Here is a 26,838-nt window from a genome sequence, read left to right as displayed (position 1 = left end):
GTTCCCGTCCGTCGTCCTCAGGCCGACGGACAGCCTCGTCCCCCTTTGACTCCTCCCGCGGGTGGGCGCCGAGCCGGCGTTCCCGCGGCGGGAGCTCCCTGCCCCGCATTCGAAGCGCCCCTTCGACAACGTCCGGAACCGTCGCGCCCGCCGGTTCCCCGCTCGCCGCAAGCCGCTTTGTTCTCCGGAGCCGGGAGTTCCCGCCGAGATGTTCTGACTTCAGTGCAAAGGAAGATCGCGAATGACGAAATGGCTTTACTATTCCAGGCTGCGACGGGCCCTCCTGATGGGCCTCGCCTGCAGCGCGCTGGGAGCTTCGGTTGCCTCCGCGACCGCTCCAGCGAAGAAAGGCCTGTTGGGCCTCCTGTTGGGCCAGCCGGGGGCCCCGGCTCCGGAAGGACCCGAGGTCGAGAACGTGGCTCCCGGTCCTCTCGAAGACGTGAAGGTCCCGACGCCGCCCGACCTCGACAAGTACGTCAAGGACAACGCCGCGGCCATCCGGCTCGGGAAGGCGCTGTTCTGGGACATGCAGCTGGGAAGCGACGGCAAGACCGCCTGCGCGACGTGCCACTGGCACGCCGGGGCCGACCTGCGGACGGTCAATCAGATCAATCCCGGTGTCGACGAGTTCGGGGCGGAGCAGCGGTTCTTTGGCCGGAACTATGAGTTCAAGGCGAAGGACTTTCCGTACCACCGCCTGAAGAACCCGCACGAGCCGCGTTCCGACAAGAACCCCGTCGTGTTCGACACGAGCGAGATCGCCGGCTCGCAGGGCGTGGTCAAGAAGCAGTTCACGAGCATTGTCGAGAAGTCCCCCGTCGACAAGGGGCAGAACATTCCCGACGACATCTTCAACCTGAGCGGGACCAACATCCGCCAGGCGACAGGCCGCAACAGCCCGACCAACATCAACGCGGTCTTCAACGACCGGAACTTCTGGGACGGCCGGGCCAACCGGTTCTTCAACGGCGTGAACATCGCCGGCGACATGGACCCGACCGCCCGCGTCTGGAAGGCCTCCACGACGAGCCCCGGCCTCATCACCTCGATCCTCGGCCTCCTGCTCGGCAAGAAGCCGACCACGACCGAGACGATCAGCCAGGTGTCGATCCTGATCGACAATTCCTCGCTGGCGTCCCAGGCGGTCGGCCCGCCGCTGAACTCCGTGGAGATGAGCTGGCTCGGCCGCTCGTTCCCGGAAGTCGGCCGCAAGATGCTCTCGCTCCGACCGCTGGCTCTGCAGCAGGTCCATGCCAAGGACAGCGTCCTCGGCACCGACCGGCACACCTCCGGCAAGGGGATCAAGTCCGCCTACGCTGACCTGATCAAGGCGGCGTTCCGGGACGAGTGGTGGAACAGCTCCAAGCTGACGCCGGATGGCTACACCGTGATGGAAGCCAACTTCACGCTGTTCTTCGGCCTGGCGATCCAGCAGTACGAAGCGACCCTGGTCTCCGACCAGACGCCGTTCGACAAGTACGCCAAGGGGGACAAGAAGGCCCTCGACAAGACGGAACTCGAAGGACTGGCGATCTTCCTGAACGAAGGGAAGTGCATCAACTGCCACGGAGGAGCCGAGTTCGCCGGCGGAACGGTCAGCGAAGTCCGCGGCGACGAGATCGAGTTCATGCCGATGCAGGTCGGCGAAGCCTTCTATGACAACGGATACTACAACATCGGCGTCCGGCCGACGGCGGAGGACCTCGGCGTCGGGGCGATCAACCCTGACTTCGGACCCCTGGCTCTCAGCCGCCGCGTCCAGCAGGGTCAGAGCCCCAAGGGGATCAACAAGCCGAACATCGGACGGAACGATCGCATCGCCGTCGACGGGGCCTTCAAAACTCCAACGCTGCGAAACATCGAACTGACCGGCCCGTACTTCCACAACGGCGGACAGCGGACGCTGAAGGAAGTCGTGATGTTCTACGCCCGCCGCGGCGACTTCTTCCAGGAGAACATCAAGGACCTCGATCCGGATGTCGACGGCATCCCCGAGATCCGCGGTGACAACAAGAAGATCGACGCCCTCGTCGCCTTCCTGAAGGCCCTGACGGACGACCGGGTCAAGTTCCAGAAGGCTCCGTTCGACCATCCCGAACTGATCCTGCCGAACGGCCACACGGGTGTCTCCGGAGGCGTCGCCATCGACGACGACTTCGTGCTCCCCGCCGTCGGTGCCTCGGGGGGAGCGGCCTTCAAGTCGTTCGAAGAACGCGTCAAGTGATGCCGCCGGCTCCGTCCGGCCCCCCGGACGGACCGGTCGAGACCTTTGCGGCGGCCGGCTGGAGAGATCCTCTTCAGCCGGCCCGTCCGCGTTTCTCCTCCCAGCAGAATCCCTTCGCTTTCCGCGGAAACTATGTCCTCCGTCCAGCCTTCTGACGCCCCCGTTCGGCCCGCCACGGCTCCCCTCCACGGCGCGGCCGCTCCGACCGGGCCGGCGCTCCTGACGAGCCCCAGCGACGAGATCGCCGCGGTCGCGGCCCTCGCCCGGCGGTTCGCCCTTCCGTATCGCGACCTCGAAGGCTTCGCGGTCGACCGGACCCTCATCGAGCGGTTTCCCGGCCGGATCCTTTTTGAACGGAACGTCCTCCCGCTCACCCGGACCGCCGATCGCGTGACGCTCGCGATCAGCGATCCCTACGACCTCGAAACACCCGACCAGCTCACCGCCCTCACCGGCGACTACATCGACGTCGTCCTCGCTCCTCAGCCGCAGATCCAGCGGCACCTCCGCGCGGTCCTGGGGGTCGGCGGCGGAACGGTCGGCGATCTCCTGGCCCAATCGGCCGACGGCCTCGACACCTTCGACGACCTGGGGAGCGGCGACGACGCCTCCGGGGCCTCGGCGGTCATCCGGCTCGTGAACGAACTCCTCGGCGACGCCGTGGACCAGCGGGCGAGCGACATCCACCTCGAACCGGAAGGGGACCAGCTCTCGGTCCGGTTCCGCGTCGACGGCCTGCTCCGGCCGCAGAACGTCCCGGCCGAGATCCACCGCTTCCGGGCCTCGATCGTCAGCCGGCTCAAGATCATGGCCCGGCTCAACATTGCCGAGAAGCGGCTCCCGCAGGACGGCCGGATCAAGCTGGTTCTCCAGGGCCGCGAGATCGACGTCCGCGTCTCCGTGATCCCGATGCTCGACGGCGAGGGGATCGTGATGCGGCTCCTCGACAAGTCCCGCAGCCTCGTCGACCTGTCGCGGATCGAGTTCTCTCCGGCGATCGGCGAACGGTGGAACAAGCTCATCCGCCGCTCGCACGGCCTCCTGCTGGTGACCGGCCCCACCGGCAGCGGTAAGACGACCACCCTCTACAGCTCCCTGACGTCGATCCGCAATCCCGCGACGAAGATCATCACCGTCGAGGACCCGGTCGAATACAACCTCCCCGGGATCAACCAGATCCAGGTCCAGTCGAAAATCGACCTGACCTTCGCGGCCGGGCTCCGCAGCATCCTCCGCCACGACCCGGACGTCGTGCTGATCGGAGAAATCCGCGACGGCGAGACGGCGGCGAGCGCCATCCAGGCCTCGATGACCGGGCACCTCGTCTTCAGCACGCTCCACACGAACGACTCGGTGAGCGCTCTCAGCCGGCTCGTCGATCTGGGGGTCGAGCCGTACCTCGTCGCCAGCACGGTCGAAGGGGTGCTGGCGCAGCGGCTCGTCCGCCGGCTGTGCCTCAAGTGCCGCGAGCCCTACATCCCCGACAGCGACGATCTGCCGGGGGACCAGCAGGTCCTCCGCGGCCGGACGATTTACCGCGCCGTCGGCTGCCGGGACTGCTTCGGCGCCGGCTACCTGGGGCGGGTCGCGATCTTCGAACTGCTCCAGACCGACCGCACGATCCGCCAGCTCTGCACGCGGAAGGCGAGCACCGACGAACTCAAGGCCCACGCCGAATCCGCCGGCATGCAGACCCTTCGACAGTCGGGCCTGGCCCGCGTCCAGGAAGGCCAGACCAGTCTCGATGAAGTCCTCCGCGTCTGCTCCACCGGCGACGACTGACCCAACACACCAGCCCGAAGCGCCTGCGAGGGAATTCGCACCCAGTCCCTCGCTGGCGCTTCGGGCTAGTGGCAGTCTCCAAACGGAACCTAACACCTAACACCTCCGTCTCCCGCAGTGCCTCAGTTCCGCTACACCGCCGTCCTCGCCACCGGTCAGCCCCAGTCGGGTCTGCTGACCGCCGACTCGCGCCAGGCGGCGTTCGACATGCTGCAGGGGGAACGGCTCTTCCCCGTGAGCGTGGAAGAAAGCGGCGAAGCCCGCCGGTCCGGGGGACGCGTTCCTGCCGCCCCCCTGACCGCCGCCTTCTCGTCGCTCGCCGACCTGCTCGACTCCGGGGTGCCGCTGCTGCGGGCCCTGGAAGTCCTCGTCGAACAGACCACGCATCCCGCCCTCAAGACGGTCCTCGCCGAAGTCCGGCATCAGGTCTCCGACGGACGGGCCCTCGCGGCCGCGCTCCGGACGTTTCCCGCGATCTTCTCCGACCTCGCGGTCAGCATGGTCCGCGCGGGCGAAGAAGGGGGCTTCCTCGAAGAGTCTCTCCAGCGGGTGGCGACCTTTACCCAGCGGCAGGAGGAACTGAAGGGCCGGGTCATGGGAGCGCTCGCCTATCCGGCGTTCCTGACCGGCGTCGGGGCGATCGTCGTGACCGGAATGATCGTGTTCTTCGTCCCGCGGTTCGAACCGCTGTTTGCCCGGATGCGGGACCAGGGGGAACTGCCGTGGGTCACGTCGGCCCTGCTGGAAACGAGCGCCCTTCTGGGGCGCTACGGCCTGTGGATCGTTCTGGGGGCCGCGGTGCTCGGGGTCGCCCTCCGCAACTCGCTGCGGTCGAGCGACCTCAAGAGTCTTCGGGACGGACTGCTGCTGAAGATTCCCGCCGCGGGGACCATCCTCCGCGGGCTGGCGATCTCCCGTTTCTGCCGCGTCCTGGGGACGCTCCTGACGAACGGCGTTCCGATGCTCCGCTCGCTGGAGATCGCCCGCGGCGCGACCGGCAACACGGTCCTGAGCGAGGCGATCGCCCGCGCCTCCGAGAACGTCTCGTCGGGCCGGACGCTGTCGGCTCCGCTGGCCGCGAGCGGCCAGTTCCCGTCGGAGGTGATCGAGATGGTCCGGGTCGCCGAGACCTCGAACCGCCTCGAATCGGTCCTGCTGACGATCGCCGACCGGCTGGAGCAGAAGACCCAGGCCCGGCTCGACCTCGCCGTCAAACTCCTCGAACCGGCCATGATGCTCGTCATGGCGGTCGTGATCGGATTCCTTGTCATTGCCCTGTTGATGCCGGTCTTCACCGGCGGAGGCGGCCTCGGCTGACCGAGCCCTCCTCTCGAGGCTGCTGAGCCTCCGACCCTCGCACACATTCCAAAATGGAGAACCCCATGACCCGCACTCGACTCTCTCGAACCCGACGCCTGGCCCGAGCCGGCCAGCGCCGGTCTGCATTTACCCTGATGGAAGTGCTTCTCGTCCTGGCGATCATGGGGGTCATCATGTCGATGGTCGTCCCCAAGCTCGTCGGACGGCAGCAGTACGCCAACATCGACGCCACCCGGATCAGCATCCGCGGGGTCGAGCAGGCGATCAAGCTCTACTCGCTGGACCACACCGGGAAGTACCCGACGACGCAGCAGGGGCTGAAGGTCCTCGTCGCCAAGGAGGGACAGGATACGCGGTGGCGGGGTCCGTATCTGGAGCGGGAAGCGCTCGACGCCTGGGGCCAGCCGCTTCAGTACACGTTCCCCGGGAGCAAGACTCCCGGCTCGCCCGACATTTTGTCGGCGGGTCCCGACCGGCAGTTCAACACGCCGGACGATATCGGCAACTGGGCGGAAGGGGCCTAGGTTCTGTTCGGACACTCACAAGATCGAATGAGCCGCCGACCAAGTCGGGTCCAGGGGGACCCTGGTGAGGGATGCAAGGGGGTCACACCCCCTTGCCCGCCGGAGGCTTTGGCCGTCGAGAGGTTTCTGAAGGAGCACTTGTCCGAACGCGGACAACGTGTCGTATGCCCCCTCACCAACCGGCGGCGATTGCAAAGCCAGCGATCAGGTGTGAGGGAGTTCTCAACGCGGGTGACACAAAGGGGACATCCGTTGTGTCCCACGGTTCCTCACCGAAGCGCCTCCGGCGGCAAGGGGGTGAGACCCCCTTGACCCCAGTGGCCGTCGAAAGTTGGGTTTGAGCTAAGAGACGCAGCCGGCAAGGACGCGGTTCCAGACATCGTTTCGATATTCATGCGACTGCGAACTCCCATCCCCGTTCGGACGAACCGCGCCTCCACGCGGCAGGGGTTCACGCTGTTTGAAGTTCTTCTTGTCCTCGGACTCGTCCTCGCCCTGTCGAGCGTCGTCCTCCCGGCGGTCGGACGCTGGCAGGCGGACGCCGCACTGCGGCAAGGGGCGACCGATCTCCAGAACACCCTGATCCGCCTCCGCACTCAGGCGGTCTCGACCGGCCGCTCCACCGGCCTCGAATGGACACCGGGCAGCCCCGCCTACCGCCTCATCCGGCAGTCGAGCGGAGCCCAGGGAACGTCCGGCGGCTGGACACGCGAGGAGGGGACGCTTCCCACCGGAGTCCTGTTCGGAAACACCCCGTCCCGTTCGGGAACGCCGACCTCGATCCTGTACTCGGCCGACGGCATCGCGGCCGACACCGAGATCCCGCTCGTCGATGCAGACCGGCGCCGCGCACGCCTTCGAGTCCGGCGTCTGACCGGCACCGTCACGGTTGAGAGCGATCCCTGACGGTCGTCCCGACACGCAGTCCTTCCGAGACCTCCGTTCCCGATCCCGTCCGCAGAGCACCATGTTCCGACATCGACACCTCGAGCGGTCTCGTCCGCCACAAGCCGCGTTCCAATCGCGACGACGGGGGATGACGCTCCTCGAAGTCCTGCTCGCGACCGCCATCATGGCGATCGCGCTGACGGCCCTCGGACGGCGGGGGTTTGTCGCCATCCGGGCGGCGGAGAAGTCCCGCCAGCAGGCGGAGGCGGTCCTGATCGCCCGTTCGGCGCTCGATGGCCTGCTGGCCCACACGCTCCGTCCCGCCGCGACCGAGACCCGCTGGTCCGACACGAGCGAATGGTTGTGGTGGTCCGAGACCGCTCCGTCGGAGACCGCCGGTCTCGTGACGCTCCGCGTGCATGTCCGCGAACCAGCGGCCCCGCCGCGGGTGCCGACTCTGACCCTGGCCCAACTCGTCCGCCCCGAGGACCTCCCCGGCCGCTGACCATCGGCGTCCCCGCTCCCTCTCCTCCCGACTCTCTCCGACACTCCCACGTACCCGATGCTGTCCCGTCCTCTCCCCCGCCGTCGCCTCTCGCTTCGCCGCCACGGAACCCGGAGCGGCTTCACGCTGCTGGAAGTTCTGCTGGCCGCGGCGCTCTGCGCGGTCCTGGTGGCGGCGAGCTTCGAGGCGGTGCACCTCAACTGGACGTACCGCACCGCCGGCGAGGCGACGCGACTGGAGAGCCGGTTGCGGCTCGGTCTCGTCGAGGACCTGGCCTTTGACCTTCGCGCGGCCCTCGCCCCTGACGCAGAGGGGCTGGACCGGGCCGTGAGACCCGCTCGCTCAGCCGGCTGGTCGCGAGCCGACTTCTCGGAACAGCAGCTCACGATTGCCGACGACATCCCGCTCCGTCCGATCCATTTCGTCGGCACGCCGACCAGTCTCCTCGTGCTCCGCGGAACGCCCAGCCCGCGGTTCCCGGCCGCCTCCCGTTCAACCCCCGTCCAGCAGGTCGTGTGGTGGTTCGGAGCGGCCGGCGCCCCGCGGCTTCCCTACGCGATGAGCGGCACGCAGAAGCGGATGCGCTCGCCCGCTCCGCCGATGACCTCCCCCGCGAGCGGCCTTCTGCGGACTGAGTGGCCGGTGGGGACATCGGAGACACGGCCGGGAGTTCGGATCGGCTCCGGCGACGGAGGAGGGACGATTCCGGTGGAGTCGTCGGTGCGTTCCATCGGTTTTCGCTATTTCGACGGTTCCGCGTGGCGTACCGGCTGGAACAGTTGTGACGACGGCGCGCTCCCGCGGGCGGTCGAGGTGACCCTGACGTTGATGGAAGGGGACGGGCTCCCCCTGCGGTGTGTCGTACATTTGCCACAGGGCCGGTCCGTTGCCGGCGGGGAAACCGCGCGCCCTGGAACGCGCCACGCCAGCCTCGACCGCTGACCGAATGAGGTCCTTCGCTTCGACCGCCGCGCGTCGTGGACTCCGTCGAACCGCCCCGATCCCGCGGGCCGGACGGCGAGGGAACGTGCTCGTGCTCGTCCTGGCGATCATCGCGGCCCTCTCGTTCTCCGTCTTCTCCTTCTCCGAAACGACCCTCAACGACTACGAGGCGATGCGAAGCTCGGTCGACCAGGTCCAGCTCCGGGCGGCGGCCGCTTCGGGGATCGCGGCGGTCCGGACACGCCTCGCGGCGGACGACCTCACGATGCCCCCCCGCTCCGGCGTCGTCGTCCGCGAGCCGGGAGAGTCGGTCTCGTACGCGATCGTCGCCTCGCTGGAGGCGGCGGCCGACAAGGACGCTCCCGCGCTGTTCGACGAGTCGGCCCGCTTCAACCCGAACGCGCTCTCGCTCAAGCCGTCGCGGCTCCGGGAGTCGCGGGAACGGCTCCTCGCCCTCCCCGGCCTGACTCCCGACATCGCCTCCGGACTCCTGGGCTGGATGTCCCGGCCTGACGAACTCACAAAGACGAACCCCGCGACCACCGTCGATCCGGACGAGCCGCCGCGGCGACGGTTCCGGCGTCTCGATGAACTCCTGGAAGTCTCCGGCCTGACGCCGGCCCTTCTGTACGGCGCGGACCGCAACGCCAATGGCCTTCGCGACCCCGATGAGCTGGAGAGCCGCGACGGGCGCCTTGACCGCGGACTCTCCGAGCTGATGACCGTCACGGCCTGGGAGAGCACGATCGCGCCGACCGGCGAGGCGAAGATCGACCTCAATCGCCGCGATCTGGCGGGGCTCTACGACACGCTCCGGGCCCGGATGCCGCGGGAGATCGCCCTGTTCGTCGTCGCGAGCCGCTGCGCCCCGCTGGACTACGACAACGAAGCGGCCCCTCGCCCGGTCGACGCCGATTCGGAGCGGCTGGCCCGTCTCGATTCGGCGGCAGAGCGGCTCCGGCGGCAGCTCGGGCCGGCGACGGACGATGAGGCCGCGCAGGTCAATGCGCGGGATCTCGTTCGCGACGGTCTCCCACTGCCGATCGATCCTCCGTTCCGTCTCGAATCGCTGCTCAGCCTCGCCGGAGGAAAGATCCAGATCCGGATCGCCGATGAAGACCGCCTGCTCCGCAGTCCGTGGGCCGCCGACGCGGGCGGGATCGAACGGCTGCTGACGCAGCTCGAACCGATCGCCACCGCGGTCTCGGGACCGGGGAACCGGCACGAAGGGCGGATCAACATCCAGTTCGCGCCGCTGCCGGTGTTGCGGACGATCCCCGGGATGAGCGAGTCCCTGGCTCGGGCCATCCTGGCCCGCCGCCGGCCGCAGAGCCGCGATCAACAGACGATCGCCTGGCTCGCCCGCGAATCGCTCGTCACACCGGCAGAGCTTCGCCGCCTCGCCCCCTACATCACGGTCCGGGGGAGCGTCTGGAGCGGCGTCGCGCTCGGCCTCCGCGAAGGCCGGACCGCCGCCGCCCCGACCGCCTTCGTCGTCGCCCGCCGCGGCCCGACGACCGACCTCCTGCAGCAGACCGACCTCCCGATGATCCCCTTCTCCTCCGCCTGGAGCACCCCCGCCGGAGGACCGACGCGATGAAGCTCCCCTTCTTCCCACCCGCCGCTCCCGCCGCGGCGGCCGCCACGTTCCCCTCGCCGACGCGGCTTCCGGCCGGTCCGCTGCTGGCGATCGACTGGAACGAAACCTCCGTCTCGCTCCTGCACGTCCTGTCGACCGCCGGCCCGATGGAGTTCGGCGCGCGGCTGCATCTGCCGTGGCCGGAAGAACTCAAGTTGCCGCTGCACGCCGCCCAAGCCGGGACGTGGCTCAAGACCGAGCTCCGCCGCCACGGGTTGCCGCTCCTGCCCGCCGTCGTCTGCGCCCCGCGCCGCCGCGGGCTCCTCAAGCTCCTCGAAATTCCGCCCGCCGCTCCGGAACTCCTCGCCGACCTCGTCCGCAGTCAGGCCGAGCATCGGTCCGGCGCCGAGGTCGGCTCGGTCCGGATCGACTTCCTCCCCCTCCCCCTCCCGCCCCCGCCGGCCCACGGTTCCGCCACCGCCGCCACCACGGCCGTGGACGAAAACCCGCTGCGGCCGGTCCTGGCGGTTGTCCTGTCGAACGTCATCGTCCAGCAGATCCGGTCGGTCCTCGAAGGGGCCGGGATCACGCCGCTCGCGATGGGGATCGGCGAGCTGGCCCTGCCCTGCCTGGCGGACAACGACGAGCGTCTCGTCCTCGACATCCTGGCCAACACCGCCAAGGTCGAACTGACCCTGAGCCGCCGCGGCTATCCGCTCGCCTCGCAGTCCCTCTCGTCCGAAAACCTGGAGCGGGACGCCCCGACCTGGCTCGCGACCGCGGAACGGATACGGCAGGCGCTTCCGGCGAGCATGGCTTCCGCGGCGATCGACGAAGTCCGCATCTGGGGCCCACGAGGAGCCGAGGCGGCCGAACGTCTCCGGACGACCGCGACGATCGGCGTGAGCGTGATCCCCACGGCGCACGAGAACGACCTCCGGAGCATCGCCTACCTGACGTCAATGCGGTCCGCCCCGCTCCTGCTCGACTTCCTCCATCCCCGGCAGGCGGCCGATCCCGCCGTGGTCCGGCGGCAGCGGATCCGCCGCGGCGCCCTGTGGGCCGCCGCCAGCCTGGCCCCGCTCGGAGTCTGGTTCGGAATGGAACAAGCCGATCTCGATTCCCGCCTCGCCCGGCTGCGGGAAGAGGTCCGCGACCGGCGGCAGTACGTCGAGCGGGGACAGGACCTCGTCGCCGCCTCGACCTTCGTCGACGATTGGGAAGCGGCGCGGCCCGACTGGGGGCAGGAGCTCGGCACGCTCCTTCCGCTGCTCCCCCGCGGCGAGACCGGCTATCTCACGCGGCTCCAGCTCGAACAGCGCGAAGGGGAGTCCCCCTCGATCCAGGTCTCCGGACTCGCCCGCTCCGCCGACGAGATCGCGGGACTGAACACGCGGCTCGTCCGCGACCACAGCCGGTACGAACTCCAGCCCCGCGCCATCGAACCGAACCCGCTCGATCCGGAGTACGAAGTCCGGTTCCAGACCGACCTGACCGTCCGCCCCCCTGCCGCTGCCGCCACCGAAGAGCCTTCGCCCGACCGCGCCGCTGGAGGTGCCCCATGACGCTCTTACGAACCGCTCGCGAGCGGACAATCGCCCTCGTGCTGGGCGGAACCGTGACGCTGTTCGTCCTCGCCCAGTTCGCCGAGGCGTTCGTCTTCGCTCCGCTCGCGGCGCGAAGGCTCGAGCTCTCGGGGCTGGAGCGGCAGCTTCAGGACCTCGACTTCCAGTCGGCCCTCGTCCGCCGCGCGCAGAGTCATGTCGCCGCGCAGGCGGAGTCCGGGCTCGCGGCCGATCCGGTGACGGCGACCCTCGACTGCCAGAACTGGCTCCTCGACACCGCCCGCCGGGCCCAGCTCCAGGCGGTCCATATCGTTCCCGGCCGGCCCCTCGTCGAAGAGGGGGTCGGCCACCGGATCCCGTTCACGCTCTCCGCCACCGGCCGGTTTCTCTCCCTAGTCCAACTCCTGGAGCGGACCCAGGGTTTCCCTGGTCTGATGCGGCTGTCGCACATCGAAGTCGCGGCGGCGGGGGGAACCGAAGCAAAGGGGGACGAGCTGACGATCTCGGTCATGCTCGAAGTCATCGCCCTCCGCGATGGAGGAGCGGCCAGCGTCCTGAGTCCGCTGAAGGCGCTCGAGGGCCGCGGAGAGCGGCAACGGCTCAAGCAGCTCGCCGCCGGCCCGGCACTGTTCGGCCGTCCCACGCGGACCGAAGCGGTCGCCCGGACCGCTCCCGCGACCGACGCGGCCGACGAACAGCCCGCTCCCCTGACGGCCAGAGTCGACCGCGGCTATCTCCTGATCGCCTGCGGCAGCAAGGACGCGCGGCCCCTCGCCTGGTTTATGGAACCGGACGGCGAGACGCTGCGGACCTTCCAGGCGGGCGAGTCCCTCACGCATGAGGGACAAACACTGGTCGTCAGCCGGATCGGGAGCGACCAGGTCGTCCTGACGCGGGACGGGCGGGACGTATTGGTGGAGCTGGGGCAATCCCTTCCGGAAGCCGAGCCCCGCTGACTCTCTGCCGACGTCCTGTTCTATCAGTCTCGGGAGATCGCCCGGCCCGGTGTGGTGTGGTGTCGCCGCAGCACAACGTCATCGCTGCTGGCCCTGACCTCGCTACTGAGCGGTCGCTCTCACCCATTCCATCGCCGCAGCGCAGACGTCAGCACTGATCGAAACGTCACCTCTTATCGTGGACGCGGATCGGGCCTTGAGGGGTCGCTGACAGTCGACCGACCGCCAGTCGCGCACTCTGGTACCCCTGCGACCACCTCTTCCCTCGAATGGCGGTCCCGACGACCCGCGCGGATCGGCCCGAATCGGCGTTCGGGGTGGAGATCGACTGGAGTTCGGGAAGCTCCCTCGCGGTCCGGGGGAACATCTTGGGACGCGGTACAACGGTTGCTTTCTGTCTCTGTCGGAAACGCATGACAAAGACAACCTCCCTGTCAGTGTGGACTTAGGAGGACACCATGATTCGCAGAATAACGGGGATTTGGGTTCTGGCGGCGGTTGCCGGGATGACCGGATGTTCAGCCGAGCGGCAGGCCCAGGAAGCCCGGAAAGACTTGGAGCGGACGCGACAGGAAGCGAAAGAAGATGTCGCCGAAGCTCGACGTGACCGAGACGCGGCGATCCGCCATGAAGCCGCCAAGGTGACCGACGACGTTCGGGAAGCGGATCGTAATCTGCAAGACGCTCAGCGGAAGGCTGGGCAAAAGGTCGAAGCGGCCGAGCAGGAGGTCCGCGAGGCGGATCGGAAGGCCGCGGAAGAGGCAGCGGAGAAGTCCCGCGACCGTCAGGTCCGGATCTCCGATGCCCAGGCCAACGTGACAAAGGAAAAGCAGGACGTCACGGCGGCTCAGCAGAGAGTCGACGCGGCGAAGGCAAAAATGGCCCAGGCGCAGACTCGCCTTGATGGCCTGAAGCCGGATGAAACAACGGCCCGCAATGACGCCCAGGCGGAATTGAAGGTCGCTCAGGACGAACTGGCGGCAGCGGAAAAGGACCTCATCAAACAACGGGATGAGGTGACCCGCGCCGAACAGGAAGTCACCAAGGAGAAAACCACGGACGTGCCCAAGTGACGTCCGTGGCCACAGCGTGCGGCTCCCGGCGGAGCCGCACGCGTTTTAAAAGTGATTTGCCCGGGCATGGTCAGGTGCTTGTTCACCTGGCCGGCTCGGGTTCCCCCCCCCGCGTCAGTACGAGTGAGGATGTTTTTAATGGTTTCGAATGCGCACGCAGCCCGAATGGAAGCGAAGGTGAATGGCGGCTCCTGCCTGGAAGTCGAGGATGCGCAGAACTATCCCGGCCCCCTCCGGGAATCCATTTCGCGGATGTCCGATCGCGACCTGACGCTGATGTCGCGGGAAGACCTCCTGCACATGATCCAGTTGTCCCGCGTGATGTTCCGGGATCAGAACCGCGCCGCCCTCGAATGGGCGAGCGAGAATGAATTGCGAACGATGGCACACGCCGTGCGAGCGTGCTGTCGCAATCACCTGCACGCGTTCCACTATCGCCGGGGAGGCGTCTTCGCGTGGGAGTAAACGATCGGTGGAGATTGGGACCGGCGGGAGGTAGTTCCGTCGGCCTCAACCTTCCACCGTTATGGAAGCACTGAAGGGGGATGCTGGCTGGGTTGTGATCATTCACACCCAGCCAGCATTTTTTTGCGCGCCGACTCAACTCAGCGAACCACGGTTTCGTCGCTCATCGGCAGTCGGGCCAGCCGCTCCTCGATCGCCTTGCGGTCCTGCTCGTTTCCGAGCTGGTTCAGCAGGTCGACGTAGCGACGGCAGATATCCCGCTCGAGCTCGCCCGGGACGCCCTCCTGCTCATCGCAGTAGCTGACGAGCGAGATGTACTCTTTCTTGGCGTCCTCGGTCTTGCCGAGTTCGCTCAGCGCGTGGGCCAGATGGGCCTTGGCCAGCGCGTAATTGGCCGGATCCTGCTCCTTCGATTCCGCCAGAGCGTAGAGGGCGTTTTCCGAGTGGCGACGGGCCGCGTCGAAGTCCCGCCGGTTGATGTCGACCCACGCCAGCGTGAGGTAGTTCATCCCGCAGGGAGGGGTGTCTTCGCCCCAAAGATGCTCATTGGCCCGAAGCGCGAGCGCCGCTTCCTTCCTGGCCGCGTCCCACTGTCCGAGCTGACCATCCGCGGTCGCCATCAGGGAGAGCGAGAAGGCGTACCAGGGATGGTTCTTCCCCAGCAGCTTCACGGTCTGGGCGTTGACGGCCCCCGCGGTCAGGCGGGCTTCGGCCGAGCGGCGGGCGCCGGTCTGAAGTTCCGCCAGGTGGATCCGCGCCCGGGCGGTCAGGACCGAGTCGTCCCCCAGCGTCCGGCAGAGGACGTCGCAGCACTTGCCGAGATCGGTCAGCCCGACCATTCCCTGCGACGGGTCGAACTCCCGTGCGGCCGACTCCCACTTCGCCAGGGCGGAGACCGCAGCTTCACGCTTGGCAGCCGGGAGGGCCTGCAGCTCCTCCAGCGCCTTCACCTGGAGGGCGGCCGTCCGGACGCCCCAGTGGTCGGCTCCCAGGAGCGGCATCCGGCACGCGTTGGCGGCCTTGAGGGCGGCGATCGCCTTCGGCAATTCGCCCTGCGTGAGATGCTCGTGCGACTGGCCTTCGAGGCGCTCGGCCCGTTCGAAGATCTCGTCGGGATTCTGGTCTCCGGGCGCCTGTTCTCCCGGCGCCGCCGGGGCGGCGGGGGACACCGGATCCGCCAGCAGCGGTCCGACCATGACAACGGAGCAGCACAATCCAACGACCGCCGCGCGGGCGGTTCTTCCATGAAACAGCATGCATTGCCTCCCTGGCGTTCCTGAGCCCGACGGGACGGGTTATATCCCAGAGAACGCAAACGGGGAAAGACGCAAGTCCCGGCGCGCGGGGACCCGGTCAAAATGGGGATCGCAAGCGACTCGATCCGCCGTTTCGCATCGGCAATCCGTCCCGTAGGACCTCCGAAAGCGACAGACCTTGGCAAGCAGACGCCCGGGGACGTTACCCGGACCGCGCCCGTAAGGAAACCCGGAGCCCGAATGATCGTCACCGTCCGGACTTGACACGCATGGAACGATTCCGATTCATCGTGGAAAAGGGACGCGGGGGCGGGTAGCATCGCGAGGCCATTCAAGCCGCCTGGTCGCCAGGTCGCACTGCGGGCCGGCTTGAGTCTTTCCCATCCGGATCCGGCGCGCAGGTCTGCGCGCCCGCAGCCGTCTCGACGAAAGACAGCACCTCTCCCTTCACCAAGACGGTAGTCAGTTCAATGAGCCAGGCAGAAACGACAAATGGGATTGCGCCCAATGCGCACCGGCTGCTGTGGGCCGGATTTATGGCGATCCTCGCCGCCGGGGTCGGTTTTTCGGTCCGCTCAGGGATCCTCAAGCAGTGGGCCGATCAGTTCGGCTTCACGATGACCGAACTGGGGGGAATCACCGGCGGCGGACTGACGGGCTTCGGGATCATCATCATCCTGACGTCGTTCATCGCCGACAAAGTCGGCTACGGCAAGCTGATGGCCCTCGCCTTCGTGCTCCATTTCACGTCGGCCGTCCTGACGCTCGCGGCCCCGGCCGCCTTCGCTTCCGGCGGAAAGAGCGCAGCCTATGACTGCCTGTTCTGGGGGATGTTCCTCTTCGCGATCGGCAACGGCCTGTGCGAGGCGGTCGTCAATCCGCTGACTGCCACGCTGTTCCCCAAGAACAAGACGCACTACCTCAACATCCTGCACGCCGGCTGGCCGGCCGGGCTTGTCCTGGGAGGCCTGGCTTCGTTCTTCATGGCGGGAACCGTCAGCGATGCGGGTGAGGTCCTGACGAAGGCGGTGGACTGGAAGATCCAGATGTCGCTCTTCCTCGTTCCGGTCGTCCTGTACGGCCTGATGATCCTCGGTCAGCGGTTCCCGAAGTCCGAGGCCGCCTCCGCCGGGGTCACCTTCGGCGAAATGTTCGCGACGCTGTTCGCTCCGCTGATGCTGGTCCTGCTGATCATTCACGCGATGGTCGGCTACGTCGAACTCGGAACGGACTCGTGGATCGCCAAGATCACGGGATCGATCATGGCCAGCCCGTCCAAGGGGCTGATCCTGTTCGTCTACACCTCGACCCTGATGTTTGTGCTGCGGTTCATGGCCGGCCCGATCGTCCATAAGACTTCGCCGCTGGGCCTCCTGTTCGCCAGCGGCGTGCTCGGCGCCACCGGCCTGACCCTGCTGGGGAATGCCGCGACGGTCACGGCCTGCGTTGTCGCGGCGACCGTGTACGCGATGGGCAAGACCTTCCTGTGGCCGACGATGCTGGCCGTCGCCTCCGAGCGGTTCCCGAAGGGGGGAGCGGTCGCGATCGGGATGCTGGGTGGTGTCGGGATGCTCTCCGCTGGCCTCCTCGGCGGACCAGCGATCGGGTTCAAGCAGGACTACAACGCTTCGAGCAACCTCAAGGCGACCTCTCCTGAGTCGTACGATCGGTACAAGGCGGGCAACGAGAGCAGCTTCTTCGGCATCAAGACCGTGGGGCTCGACGGCTCCAAGGTGGCGGTGCTCGAAGACAACGGAGCGGAACTGGATCGGACGGGCGAGCTCCTCGCCAAGGAAAGCCGGTCCGACGCCAACTACACGGCCCTGGCGACGTGGTGGGAATCCGCCAAGCCGCATGTGGCCGAAGACAAGAAGCCGGTCCAGGACGCCGGTGTCTATGGGGGCCGAATGGCTCTTAAGTACACCGCTTACGTTCCCGCCACGATGGCGGTGCTGTACCTCCTGCTGATCGTCTACTTCCAGACGCAGGGTGGCTACAAGGCCCTCAATGTGACGGAAGAGCGGGAGATGGAAGCGACCCCGGCTTGAACCCAGCCGGCCCTTTCCGAAACCGACGGAATCACGGACACCCCGAACGCCTCGCGGCTTCGGGGTGTTTTCGTTGGTCCGCCAAGCGGGCAGGGACCGGACAGGCGGATCGCGCCGGCGTCCGGTCGCGCGACCGGTTTAACGAACTCTCGTGCCTCGCGTGATCGGAGCCGCCTTGGGAACGCACAGCGGCAACGAACGAAGAACTACTTCGTGACGCGGAAGTTGTCGTAGCGGACCCAGTGGTTGTCCCCCGGCTTGCCCCCGCCGGCCCGGAGTGCGAAGCCGCGGCGCTTGGGTTTGGGATTCACGGCGCTGTGAAAGAACGTCTGGTATTTCCCTTCCTCGGACGGGCCGACCATGAAGTAGGCGTGGTCGCCGCGGGTCACGATCCGCAGGGGACCGGCGGCATTCGTCGCCGGGGTGTAGTGCACGTGATACTTGGCGGGATTCCCTTCCTCGCCATCCTTCCCGGCAAAGCGGTATTCACCGGGAGCGAAGAACAGCCCTCCCTCGATCCGCTGCTTCTGAACGGTGAAGTCGACTCCCGTCTCGTCGAGCAGGCAGAGGGCCGCCCCTTCCCCTTCGCGGGTGAACTCGTCGAGGACCGTGACCTCGACGGAGGCGATGGCGGTGTCCTCGATCGTGAAGGGGAGCATGATCTTCAGCATGGGGGTCTTGTCGCCCCCCTGCTGCGGCTGGATCCGGACCTCCAGGCCGCCGTTGCGGAGGCGGTAGTCCTCTTTGGTCAGTCCGACAATCTCCCAGCGGTCGGACAGCTCCTTGTCGAAGCGGTCTTCAAACAACAGCTCCGCATGCCCGGCGCGCGGACCGAATGCGGTCAGGGCAAGGACGATGGCAAGCCGGCGGAGCGGGGACATGCTCATTCTCTGGGGCTGGAGAGAGACCGACTCCACCGCAGGCTACCCTCGCGATCAGCCACCAGCAAATCGGAGTGGCTGATCGGAATCGCTCCCATCCGTCGGGAAGAGCCTGGCCGATGAAGCGAGGCTCCCATCCGGGCGACCCGTCGCGCTCCTACTGCACAGGCAGTCCTTCCGGAGGACGTTCCGGAAGAGGGACGCGGCGGTCGAGCTGGTAGCTGAAGGCGCCCAGCAGGAAGCCCTCCGGGACGGTGTGGCACTGCAAGCAGGCCTTCCCCGCCACGATGGCCCCCAGCATCCGCGTCGTGTTCACGTCGGAATGGATGACGATCGGTTCTCCCCCCTCCAACCGCGGGAGCGCGGCCGCTTCGAACCGGTCCAGCTCCCGCGTCGGAACGTCCTCCCGTTGCTCCATGTTCGGGAGCTTCCGCGAGACGTAGACCCGCGGCCGCTCATGGCGGAGGAGACTCATGAGCTCCAGTCGCGACAGCCGCCACACCCCGTCGACGTCGGAATGCATCTCTAGTGAAAAATTGGAGTGCTGCCGCATGGCGTGCGGCGCAAATCCAATGACCTCACGCTGATTGCGGACGTAACCCCAGCCTTCCGGATCCAGGAAGGACGACTTGGCCTGCCGATGAAAGTCCAGCATCCCCCGAGAATCGCCGAGGGTGTTCTCCGGTGGCGGGAGCTGCGGCGGCTCGAACCGCGGAGCCGACTCGGAACGCGGCGCGAGAGGCACCCCTCCTGGCTCGTGATCCTGTGGATAGGCCGGGGGTTCGGGACGCGGTTCCGGAAGTTTGGTCGTGTCGAGGAGCGGTATCGCGGACATCGTAAGCACGGCGTGCCGCATTCGCTCGACCCCGAAGCCCGGCGAGGTCACGAAGTGGTCATAGGTCCCCGCATGCAGCTCCTTCAGAATCCTAGCCCGATTGCTGCGGTTGAGGACCATTGTCATCTCGGGCTCGTCGGTCCGTGGGCTGGCCTCAATGCCCTGTGATTCGACCGGCCGATGCGGCTCCTCGTAGGCCAACCGGGACTCCAGCGACATCCGCGGATGTTGGGCTCGCCACTCTTCCATCCGCACAGCCCCCGATTCGAGAACCGAAAAGTTGCACGGAAGCACGAATGCGAGCAGCAGCAGATTGAGACCGACCGCAACCCAACCGGGCACCCTCCGCCACACGGTCGCCCACATCCCGACCAGGAGAGAGAACATGACGAGACCGGTCGTGACCTTCGTGCAGATCAGCACGGGGAAGGCCAGCATCGCCACCCAGAGCACGCCCCAGCGGAACCGCGGCCAGTAGGCCAGCGAGATCAGGCCGAGGCCGATCGCGGCATCCAAAAGCATCACTTGCCAAACGGGGCTGAGCATCGATCGGCCCTTAGTCGGAAGAACTCCGGCACGCTGTCATACCCCTTCCAAGATACGCCATCAGGACCGGAATCGTGAGCGCCGGCCGCTGACCTCCTAACGGCGGGGCGGCCGATCTCCCGCAGCGTCGCGAGCCTGGAGACCGTCGGCCGGAGGCGGCGGTCGAGTGAGGATAGAAAATCCGCCGGTTCAGTTCCGGGCTTGGGCCGCGGCGCGCACGGAGCCCGCCCGACTCTCTGCGTCCCGTTCGTTCCGCGTCAACGTTTCCCCGTCGACCGTCGGATGGCTCGACGTCCGCAGGTCCAGGCACACCACTTCCTTCTCGTTCCGCACGAAGAGCCGGCCGGCCCACAGCGCCATCGTTGAATAGCAGGGGGTGCTGAGGACCGGTTCCGCGGTCATCTGGAAGAGAGCGGGCTTCTCGCGCCCCGGGACGAACGCGCCCAGATGGCCGTGCTCACCGAGGACGAGGACGTGGCCGTCGACGAAGAGCGTGTTCGCCCGGCAGAGGTCGGACTCGTGTTCCCACAGGAGCTTGCCCGTTTTCAGGTCCGCGCATCGCAGCATCGCCAGCCGCCGGGCGGTCACGCCGTAGAGACAGCCGTCCAGCTCAAGAAGGTTCGTGTACTGTCCGTCGACGACCCGCTGGTTCTTCCACACGAGCTTGTGCGATCCGTCGGGCTGGATGTCGAGGACCGCGGTCCCCGGGCCCGGGCCGGAGGAGATGATGACGAGGTTGCCGACGACGATCGGCGAGACGGCGTTGACCCGTTCCGCCGAGGCCTGGATCCCGAAGGGGTACATCCAGTGGACTTTACCGTCGTTTGGATCGAGCGACACCAGCCCCTGTTCTGTCAGCACGTAGGCGAAATCCCGTCCGTGCTGCCGGGCGACGATCGCCGTTGCGTAGCCGCGGCCGTAGTCGATTGCCGACCAGAGCGTTTCCCCCGTTGCGGCCGAGAGAGCGACGATCCCCTGCCCGTCCTTGCCGCCGATGTTGAGAATCAGCCGGTCCTGCCAGAGCCGCGGGCTGATGCCGACGCCGAAGGCTCCGATCTTGGCGTTCGTCTCCTTGAGGAGCGGCCGCTCCCAGATCGGCGCGCCGGAATCGAATGTCACCGCCGCGACGTCGCCGTCGGCCGTGACGGCGTAGATCGCTTCGGGGGTGAGCGTCGGTGTCGCGTAGGAGCCGCTGCTGTAGGCGTACTTGCACTGATAGTCGCTCGGAAAGCGGGTGATCCACCGCTCCTTCCCGGTCTCGGCATCGAAGCAGACCAGCCGCTCGTCCGCTTCGACGCGGTCCTGGAGGATGAGCCGCCCTTCGCGGAGCACCGGAGCGCTGTAGCCGATGCCGATCGGCTTCCGCCAGACGACGGGTGGGCCCTGCGGCTCCCAGCTCCAGTCGAGGCTGTGATCGGGCGATCGGCTGTCGCAGTTCGCGCCAAAGAGCTGAGCCCAGTCGCCCGGACGCGACTTCGAGGGGGGGGAAACCGAGGCTTGCTCGGAACGGTCGGCAGCGGTCGTTGCGACATCGGGTGCAGCCGTTCCCGCCCCATCATCCGTTAAGACCATGCTGGACGAAGCTGACGGCGGACCGGCGGCGGGGGAGTTCGCCTGCGACTGGCAGCCGGTTCCCCACAGCGGCCAAAGCAGCAGGGGAACCGCCGGTCGCAGGGTGGCCCAGAGAAGAGTCCGGCGAGGAAGCGATCCACTCATGGGGAAGATCGTACGGAGCCGGTTCCGGCGGATCGAATTCGTCCGCCGCCCCTTCGCGGGAAATTCACCGGCTCCTCGCCGTCCCTCCACAGTCCCGGCCGGTTCCCTGAAACGGACGGGACTCAAACCGCGTCCTTGCCGGCAAGGCTGTGCTCCCTCAGACCCAACGTGCGACGGCAGCCTGGGGTCAAGGGGCCAAAAAACAACACTGTGCCCCCTTGCCGCCGGAGGCACTTCCATGAGGAACCGTGGTAAGCAACGGATATCCCCTTTGTGGTACCCGCCATGAGCACTCCTTCACACCAGACCGCTGGCCTTGCAATCCCCGCGGGTTGGTGAGAGGGCATACGACACGGTGTCCGCGCTTGGACACTCACTCCTTCAGACACCTCTCGACGGCCAGGCCTCCGGCGGGCAAAGGGGCGTTGCCCCTCTGCACTCCCCACCAGGGGGAACCCCTGGACCCCGGTTCTTCCATCGCCTTTCCTACTGATCCTTCTTCGCCACTCCGGCCTTGGCGTTGTCGAGCCACTCCTTATACGTCTCGTTCGAAGGCTCTTCCGCAAGGAGCTTCTCGATGTAGGGGATCGCCTTGGCATGCTCGCCCCGCTCGACCCACGTCTGCGCCAGGAACGTCGTGCCGGCGTTCGGACCCGGAAAATCCCGGTCAAGCTTCTCCCAGAGGGCAATCGCTTCGTCAGTCTTCCCCTCAGCGTGAAGACACCGCGCCAAACCGTTCATCGCACCAGCGTGGCTCTTGTTTGCCTTCAGGCACTGCTCGAAGTAGGGCTTCGCCTTGTCCCACTCACCCAGGTTCAGAAGGGTAAAGCCGAGACCATTGGCCGCCCCCAGGTCATCCGGCGACTTCTTGAGAGCCGCTTCGAAGGCTTCGCGAGCCTCTTTCATCTTCCCCTGATTCAGCAGGGCCCAGCCGTTGGTCGCCCCCGGTTCGGGCAGGCCGGGAGGTTCGATCATGGCCCGCAGTTCGTCGCTGAGCGATCCCGCTTTGGATGCCGCCAGCAGCCGCGCGGCGAGGTCGTTCCTCGGTTGCTGGTTGGCGATCTTCTGCCACCAGGTCTCCGCCTTCTTGAAGTCCCCCTTGAGCAGGTAGACGGTCCCCAGACCGTGCCACGCCGCCTCCGCCGTGGGGGCCGCTTCCAGGAGCGCCTTCTCGGCTTCGTCGTACTTTCGCTGGGCCAGGAGGCACTGCCCGACGCCGTTCAGCGCGGCAGGATGCTTGGGGGCGAGTTCGAGGCACTTCCGGAAGGCCTCGACCGCCTGCGGGTACTTCCCCTGTCCGAACCTGGACCAGCCGAGGCCGCTCCAGGCGTTCTCCGACTTCGGGTCTTCCTTGGTCGCTTCGGTGAACTTCTCCTCCGCTTCGGTGTAGCTCTGGGCCTTCCAGAGCGACCAGCCTTCGGTGGCGAGCGAATCCGCCTTTCCGGCCATCGTGGCCCGGATGGCGAAGCCGCCTACCAGCATGGCGATCAACAGGCCTCCGAGGAGGACGGCCCGGCGCCGGCGGATGCTGCGGCGGGCGTCTTCGCTGCGAAGGGAGTTCAGCAGCAGGGGGTCGTGGAGCGCGGAGTCGAGCCAGGCTCCTTCATCTCGACGGTCGGAACGGGACATGGGTTGACCTCGCAAGCGCAGCCGGGCCGTACGTCGGCCCGAACGGGGGTGGACCGGAAAGAGAGACAGCGCACCGGAAGCCCCAAGCGGGCACTCCGGACTAGATACTCTTGATGAGCTCGGCCGCCGACGGCTCGTCGTCGACGGCATCCAGCAGGGACCCGCGGGTGACGGAGGTCTTGCCGATCTCCGCCCGCAGGACATCGATGATTTTCAGCAGCCGCGACCGGATCGTGGGATAGGAGACCCCGGTCTGCTCGGCGATTTCCTTGAGGTTGCCTCCGGCGAGGACGAACATCTCAATGAACCGTTGATGCTCGGTCGGGAGGTTTCCGAGCCGCGATTCGGGGAAGGCCGCCTCGACGCCGATCCGGCAGCGGGTGCATTCCATCCGTCGGGTCGCCATGGGCTCCGAGCAGTAGGGACACTCGTTGGTGACGGGGGTGCGGGGGGCGGACATGCGTTTTGATTCCGGGAACAGGATGTCTGGACTTGTTTCGCAAGTCAACAGCAATTCGGCCAACCGCTTTCGAAAAACGAAAAACACAAACAGAGTCTGTTTCGTTTTCCGAACCCATCTGAGCAAGGTCAGTTCGAAAGCTCAAACTCACGTTGTTGCCGACGCAGCTATGCCCGCTCAAACCCAACGTGCCACGGCCACTGGGGTCAAGGGGGCCTCGCCCCCTTGCCGCCGGAGGCATTTTCGTTGAGGAACCGTGGGACACGACTGACGTCCCCTTTGTGGGACCGGCGTTGAGGATTCACCGCTCGCTCCGCACTCGCAGCGGGTTGGTGAGGCGGCATCCGCCACGGTGTCCGCACTTGAACACGCGTTCCTTCAGACATCTCTCGACGGCCAAGCCTCCGGCGGGCAAAGGGCCAAGAAAACAACACAGGCCCCTCTGCACTCCCCACCAGGGTGCCCCTGGACCCGGTTCTCACGAGGCCGGCTGCTGCTCAGGCCGTAGCGAAGTTCCTCAACAACTGCAGACCCACCTGCTGGCTCTTCTCCGGATGGAACTGCGTGGCATACAGATTCCCCCGCTGAATCGCCGCCACAAACTCACCACCATGATCCGACGTCGCAGCGATGAACGACGGGTCCTTCGGAACCACGTGATAACTGTGGACGAAATACACCTGCGGATCCTGCGGAAGATTCGCCAGCAGCGGCGCCGGCTGAACAATCCGCAACGAGTTCCACCCCATGTGCGGAATCTTCAACCCCGGCTGTGACTCAAACCGCACCACCTGCCCCGGCACAATCCCCAGCCCCGCGTATTCACCATCCTCAAAGCTGACGTCGAACAGCAACTGCAGCCCCAGGCAGATGCCGAGAAACGGACGCCCGGAGGCCACGTACTCACGGATCGGATCCGGAAACCCAAGCCGGTTCAGCTCGTGAATCGCATCCCGAAAAGCCCCCACCCCCGGAAGGACCAGCCGGTCCGCCGTCGCGACATGCCGCGGGTCGCTGCAGATCTCGGCCGGGAAGCCCAGTTTCTCAAATGCCTTCTGCACGCTGCGAAGGTTCCCCATGCCGTAATCGATAATCTGAATCATGCCGGACGTCGTCGCCCCTCTTCGGATACCGCGATACCAACCCGCATCACAACGGCGCGGACCGGTCCCGTCAATCCCCCGGACCGCGAGCATCCGCCAGGACAGGCGGTTCCCCCGCGAGGTTCATTCTCCAGCCCGACCCCGGGTGCTATCCTCGCCGGACCGGTCGAGTGATTTCTGACATCGAGCGCCCCGACCCGATTCGCCGCGACCGGACACATTTCCTGTGAGGGTGGTATGCGGATGGCCTTGTTGTCGATGTCTCCTCTTCGTCGCGGCCCGCTGGCCGTGATGTTGCTCCTGCTCGTTCTCCTCGGCATGGGTCCGGCCGCCCGGGCCGAGGAAGCCGAAGAGATCCCGGAAGGCAAAGGGATCCACCCCGCGTTCGCCGTCAAGAACCTTCCGGACGCCGCCACGAGCGTGGCCCTCGACCCGACCGGCAAGACCGTGGCGGTCGGCAGCTACGACGTCGTCGAGCTCTGGAACCTCTCCGAAAAGAAGCGGATCGCCAAGGTCCCGACGAAATCCGGCTTCGTCCGCAGCCTCACCTACTCGAACGACGGTACGCACCTCTATGTCGGCGGCTACCAGGGGATCACGCCGGTCACCGTCGCCGACGGCACGATTTCGCCGAAGTGGAAAGGCCACCGCGGCTACGTCACCGACCTCGCCCTGACGCCCGACGGCCAGTCGCTCGTCTCCTGTGCGGAAGACATGACGGTCCGCGTCTGGAACGTCGCCGACGGCACCGAGCGGTCAAAGCTCGGCAAGTTCACCGATCCCGTCACCGGCGTCGCCGTCTCGCCCGATGGAACGCTCGTGGCGACGACCTCCGGCGATGAAACCCGGCTGACCCGTCCCGGCGAGATCAAGGTCTGGAAACTCGCCACCGGCGAAGCGGTCCAGACGCTCACGCCGCACCAGAAGCCCCCCACGGAAGTCACCTTCTCCCCGGACGGCAAATTCCTGGCGACGACCTCGTTCGACGAGCGGGTCAACGTCTACGACGTCGAAACCGGCAAGGCGCTCGGCTTCTTCGGCGGGCACCAGCGGCCCTCGACCTGCGTCGCCTTCTTCCCGGACAGCCAGCGGCTCGTCAGCGGCTGCGGCGGCCGGTTCCAGGGGGGGGCGGGGATCCGGGTCTGGACCCGCGACGAAGGGGAAGTGGTCGACGGGGTCGACTTCGAGACCGGCAAGGTGACCGACCTGGCCCTCTCGGCCGACGGCAAGCGGCTGGCGGTCGCGCTCGATACGAAGCAGGCGATCGTCTACGAGGTCGAGGCGGACGACGTCAGGCCGAAGGCCGAAGGTAGAAATGGCGGACAGAGCGGCTCCGGCGGCGTGGTGGTCGTACCGGCTGAAACACTCCCCCGCTCCTTAGCTCACGCCGCGGTCTCCCCCTTCGCGGCGGCCCAGGAGGACAAGGCGGCGAAGCCGGCAACGCAGGAGAAGCCCGAAACGGAAGAGAAGGCCGAGCCCCCCAAGCCGGTGAAGCCGATCAAGATCGGACTCATCGGCCTCGATACGTCTCACTCCGTCGCCTTCACAACGGTCCTGAACTCGGCAAAGACGAAGCCCGGCTTTGAAGGATGCCGGATCGTCGCCGCCTATCCCTGGGGAAGCCGCGACATCGAGTCGTCGAAGAGCCGGATCCCCGAGTACACCAAGAAGGTGGAGGAACTGGGGGTCAAGGTGGTCGACTCGATCGACGATCTGCTGCCGATGGTCGACTGCGTCCTCCTCGAAACGAACGACGGCCGTCCGCACCTGGAGCAGGCCCTCAAGGTCTTCAAGGCCGGAAAGCCGGTGTTCATCGACAAGCCGGTCGCGGGCTCGCTCGTCGACTGCCTCGCCATCTACCAGGCGGCCAAGGAATACAACGTCCCGATGTTCTCCTCCTCGTCGCTGCGGTTCATCCCCGAATCGCTCAAGGCCCGGGCCGGCGAATTTGGAAAGGTCTTCGGCTGCGACGCCTTCAGCCCCTGCTCGCTCGAAGCGACCCACCCGGACCTCTTCTGGTACGGCATCCACGGCTGCGAGATCCTCTACACCGTGATGGGCCCCGGCTGCGAGACCGTCACGCGGGCCTCGACCAAGGACGCGGACTTCGTGACCGGCGTCTGGAAGGAAGGCCGGATCGGGACCTTCCGGGGGATTCGCGGTGGCAAGGGGGGCTACGGCGGAACGGTGTTCGGCGAGAAGCAGGCCGTGCCGCTGGGGAACTTCAAAGGCTACGAGCCGCTGATCGTCGAAATCGTGAAGTTCTTCCGCACCGGCGAGCCGCCGGTCGCCCCGGAGGAGACGATCGAGCTCTACGCCTTCATGGAAGCGGCCGACGAGAGCAAGCGCCAGGGGGGCAAGCCGGTCTCGGTGAAAGAAGTCCTGGAGAAGGCGCAGGCTCAGGTGAAGGCCCGGCTGGACAGCCTGCGGTAGTCCACTGCACCGCATCCGTTCAGGAAACACGCGAGCCGCGTCACCAAGGTGACGCGGCTCGTTCGCATTTCCGGCTGATCGCAGAACACAGCCCGCGGCGGCACGGTC

21 protein-coding genes are annotated in these 26,838 nt (G+C 66.9%); 14 read left to right on the top strand and 7 right to left on the bottom strand.

Annotated features, from left to right (window positions below; genetic code table 11):
* The first annotated feature begins 241 nt into the window (after nt 1-241).
* From VT03_RS35110 to VT03_RS17980, 12 genes are all read left to right on the top strand, one after another.
* Nucleotides 242-2,224 carry a cytochrome-c peroxidase gene (locus VT03_RS35110; RefSeq protein ID WP_075094266.1) on the top strand — a complete coding sequence of 661 codons (1,983 nt, stop codon included), beginning with the start codon at nt 242-244 and terminating at the stop codon, nt 2,222-2,224.
* 132 nt (nt 2,225-2,356) lie between these two features.
* Complete coding sequence (locus VT03_RS18030; protein ID WP_082846324.1) at nt 2,357-4,006, top strand: GspE/PulE family protein; 1,650 nt, start codon at nt 2,357-2,359, stop codon at nt 4,004-4,006.
* Between the two features lie 117 nt (nt 4,007-4,123).
* Nucleotides 4,124-5,323 carry a type II secretion system F family protein gene (locus VT03_RS18025; protein ID WP_075094265.1) on the top strand — a complete coding sequence of 400 codons (1,200 nt, stop codon included), beginning with the start codon at nt 4,124-4,126 and terminating at the stop codon, nt 5,321-5,323.
* Between the two features lie 65 nt (nt 5,324-5,388).
* The gene (gene gspG, locus VT03_RS18020; RefSeq protein ID WP_075094264.1) at nt 5,389-5,850 is read left to right on the top strand and encodes a type II secretion system major pseudopilin GspG; all 462 of its coding nucleotides are present in this window, start codon (nt 5,389-5,391) and stop codon (nt 5,848-5,850) included.
* Between the two features lie 393 nt (nt 5,851-6,243).
* Nucleotides 6,244-6,756 (top strand): GspH/FimT family pseudopilin, encoded by a 513-nt coding sequence (locus VT03_RS18015; RefSeq protein WP_075094263.1) that lies wholly within the window; start codon nt 6,244-6,246, stop codon nt 6,754-6,756.
* 61 nt (nt 6,757-6,817) lie between these two features.
* A complete protein-coding gene (locus VT03_RS18010) occupies nt 6,818-7,243 on the top strand; it encodes a type II secretion system protein (RefSeq protein WP_082846322.1) in 426 nt (141 codons plus the stop codon).
* A 57-nt stretch (nt 7,244-7,300) separates the two neighbouring features.
* On the top strand, nt 7,301-8,185 hold the full coding sequence (locus VT03_RS18005; protein WP_075094261.1) for a prepilin-type N-terminal cleavage/methylation domain-containing protein: 885 nt from the start codon (nt 7,301-7,303) through the stop codon (nt 8,183-8,185).
* Between the two features lie 85 nt (nt 8,186-8,270).
* Complete coding sequence (locus VT03_RS18000; protein ID WP_197488990.1) at nt 8,271-9,785, top strand: type II secretion system protein GspK; 1,515 nt, start codon at nt 8,271-8,273, stop codon at nt 9,783-9,785.
* Nucleotides 9,782-11,329 carry a hypothetical protein gene (locus VT03_RS17995; RefSeq protein ID WP_075094259.1) on the top strand — a complete coding sequence of 516 codons (1,548 nt, stop codon included), beginning with the start codon at nt 9,782-9,784 and terminating at the stop codon, nt 11,327-11,329. Before VT03_RS18000 ends, VT03_RS17995 begins: the two co-directional genes overlap by 4 nt.
* Nucleotides 11,326-12,285 (top strand): hypothetical protein, encoded by a 960-nt coding sequence (locus VT03_RS17990; protein WP_075094258.1) that lies wholly within the window; start codon nt 11,326-11,328, stop codon nt 12,283-12,285. The genes VT03_RS17995 and VT03_RS17990 overlap by 4 nt, the downstream gene beginning before the upstream one ends.
* A gap of 458 nt (nt 12,286-12,743) precedes the next feature.
* Entirely contained in the window at nt 12,744-13,358 is a 615-nt protein-coding gene (locus tag VT03_RS17985; RefSeq protein WP_156514583.1) for a hypothetical protein, read from the top strand.
* A gap of 138 nt (nt 13,359-13,496) precedes the next feature.
* Complete coding sequence (locus tag VT03_RS17980; RefSeq protein WP_231870468.1) at nt 13,497-13,823, top strand: hypothetical protein; 327 nt, start codon at nt 13,497-13,499, stop codon at nt 13,821-13,823.
* A gap of 140 nt (nt 13,824-13,963) precedes the next feature.
* Here the strand turns inward: VT03_RS17980 and VT03_RS33615 are convergent, their stop codons facing one another.
* Entirely contained in the window at nt 13,964-15,079 is a 1,116-nt protein-coding gene (locus tag VT03_RS33615) for a hypothetical protein (RefSeq protein WP_156514582.1), read from the bottom strand.
* Between the two features lie 470 nt (nt 15,080-15,549).
* Between VT03_RS33615 and VT03_RS17970 the strand changes: the two genes are divergently transcribed.
* Nucleotides 15,550-17,127, top strand: a complete 1,578-nt coding sequence (locus VT03_RS17970; RefSeq protein WP_075094254.1) for an MFS transporter — start codon at nt 15,550-15,552, stop codon at nt 17,125-17,127.
* A 206-nt stretch (nt 17,128-17,333) separates the two neighbouring features.
* Here VT03_RS17970 and VT03_RS17965 read toward each other — a convergent pair whose 3' ends face one another.
* The 6 genes from VT03_RS17965 to hisH all read right to left on the bottom strand — a co-directional run bounded on the left by VT03_RS17965 (nt 17,334) and on the right by hisH (nt 24,297).
* Complete coding sequence (locus tag VT03_RS17965) at nt 17,334-18,008, bottom strand: hypothetical protein (protein ID WP_075094253.1); 675 nt, start codon at nt 18,006-18,008, stop codon at nt 17,334-17,336.
* A gap of 157 nt (nt 18,009-18,165) precedes the next feature.
* Nucleotides 18,166-19,389: a hypothetical protein gene (locus VT03_RS17960; RefSeq protein ID WP_156514581.1), complete on the bottom strand. Its 1,224-nt coding sequence runs from the start codon at nt 19,387-19,389 to the stop codon at nt 18,166-18,168.
* Nucleotides 19,390-19,578: 189 nt separating this feature from the next.
* A complete protein-coding gene (locus tag VT03_RS17955) occupies nt 19,579-21,105 on the bottom strand; it encodes a PQQ-binding-like beta-propeller repeat protein (RefSeq protein ID WP_197488989.1) in 1,527 nt (508 codons plus the stop codon).
* 486 nt (nt 21,106-21,591) lie between these two features.
* Nucleotides 21,592-22,734, bottom strand: a complete 1,143-nt coding sequence (locus VT03_RS17950; RefSeq protein ID WP_075094250.1) for a tetratricopeptide repeat protein — start codon at nt 22,732-22,734, stop codon at nt 21,592-21,594.
* A gap of 100 nt (nt 22,735-22,834) precedes the next feature.
* Nucleotides 22,835-23,194, bottom strand: a complete 360-nt coding sequence (locus tag VT03_RS17945) for a DUF2089 family protein (RefSeq protein ID WP_075094249.1) — start codon at nt 23,192-23,194, stop codon at nt 22,835-22,837.
* Nucleotides 23,195-23,691: 497 nt separating this feature from the next.
* Nucleotides 23,692-24,297, bottom strand: coding sequence for an imidazole glycerol phosphate synthase subunit HisH (gene hisH, locus VT03_RS17940; protein WP_075094248.1), 606 nt, complete (start codon nt 24,295-24,297; stop codon nt 23,692-23,694).
* A 258-nt stretch (nt 24,298-24,555) separates the two neighbouring features.
* On the opposite strand from hisH, the gene VT03_RS32795 reads away from it, so the two are divergent.
* Nucleotides 24,556-26,730 carry a Gfo/Idh/MocA family oxidoreductase gene (locus VT03_RS32795; protein ID WP_197488988.1) on the top strand — a complete coding sequence of 725 codons (2,175 nt, stop codon included), beginning with the start codon at nt 24,556-24,558 and terminating at the stop codon, nt 26,728-26,730.
* Nucleotides 26,731-26,838 lie beyond the last annotated feature (108 nt).

This window comes from Planctomyces sp. SH-PL14 (assembly GCF_001610835.1).
Classification (GTDB): domain Bacteria; phylum Planctomycetota; class Planctomycetia; order Planctomycetales; family Planctomycetaceae; genus Planctomyces_A.
This window is presented reverse-complemented; position numbering and strand designations above follow the sequence as displayed.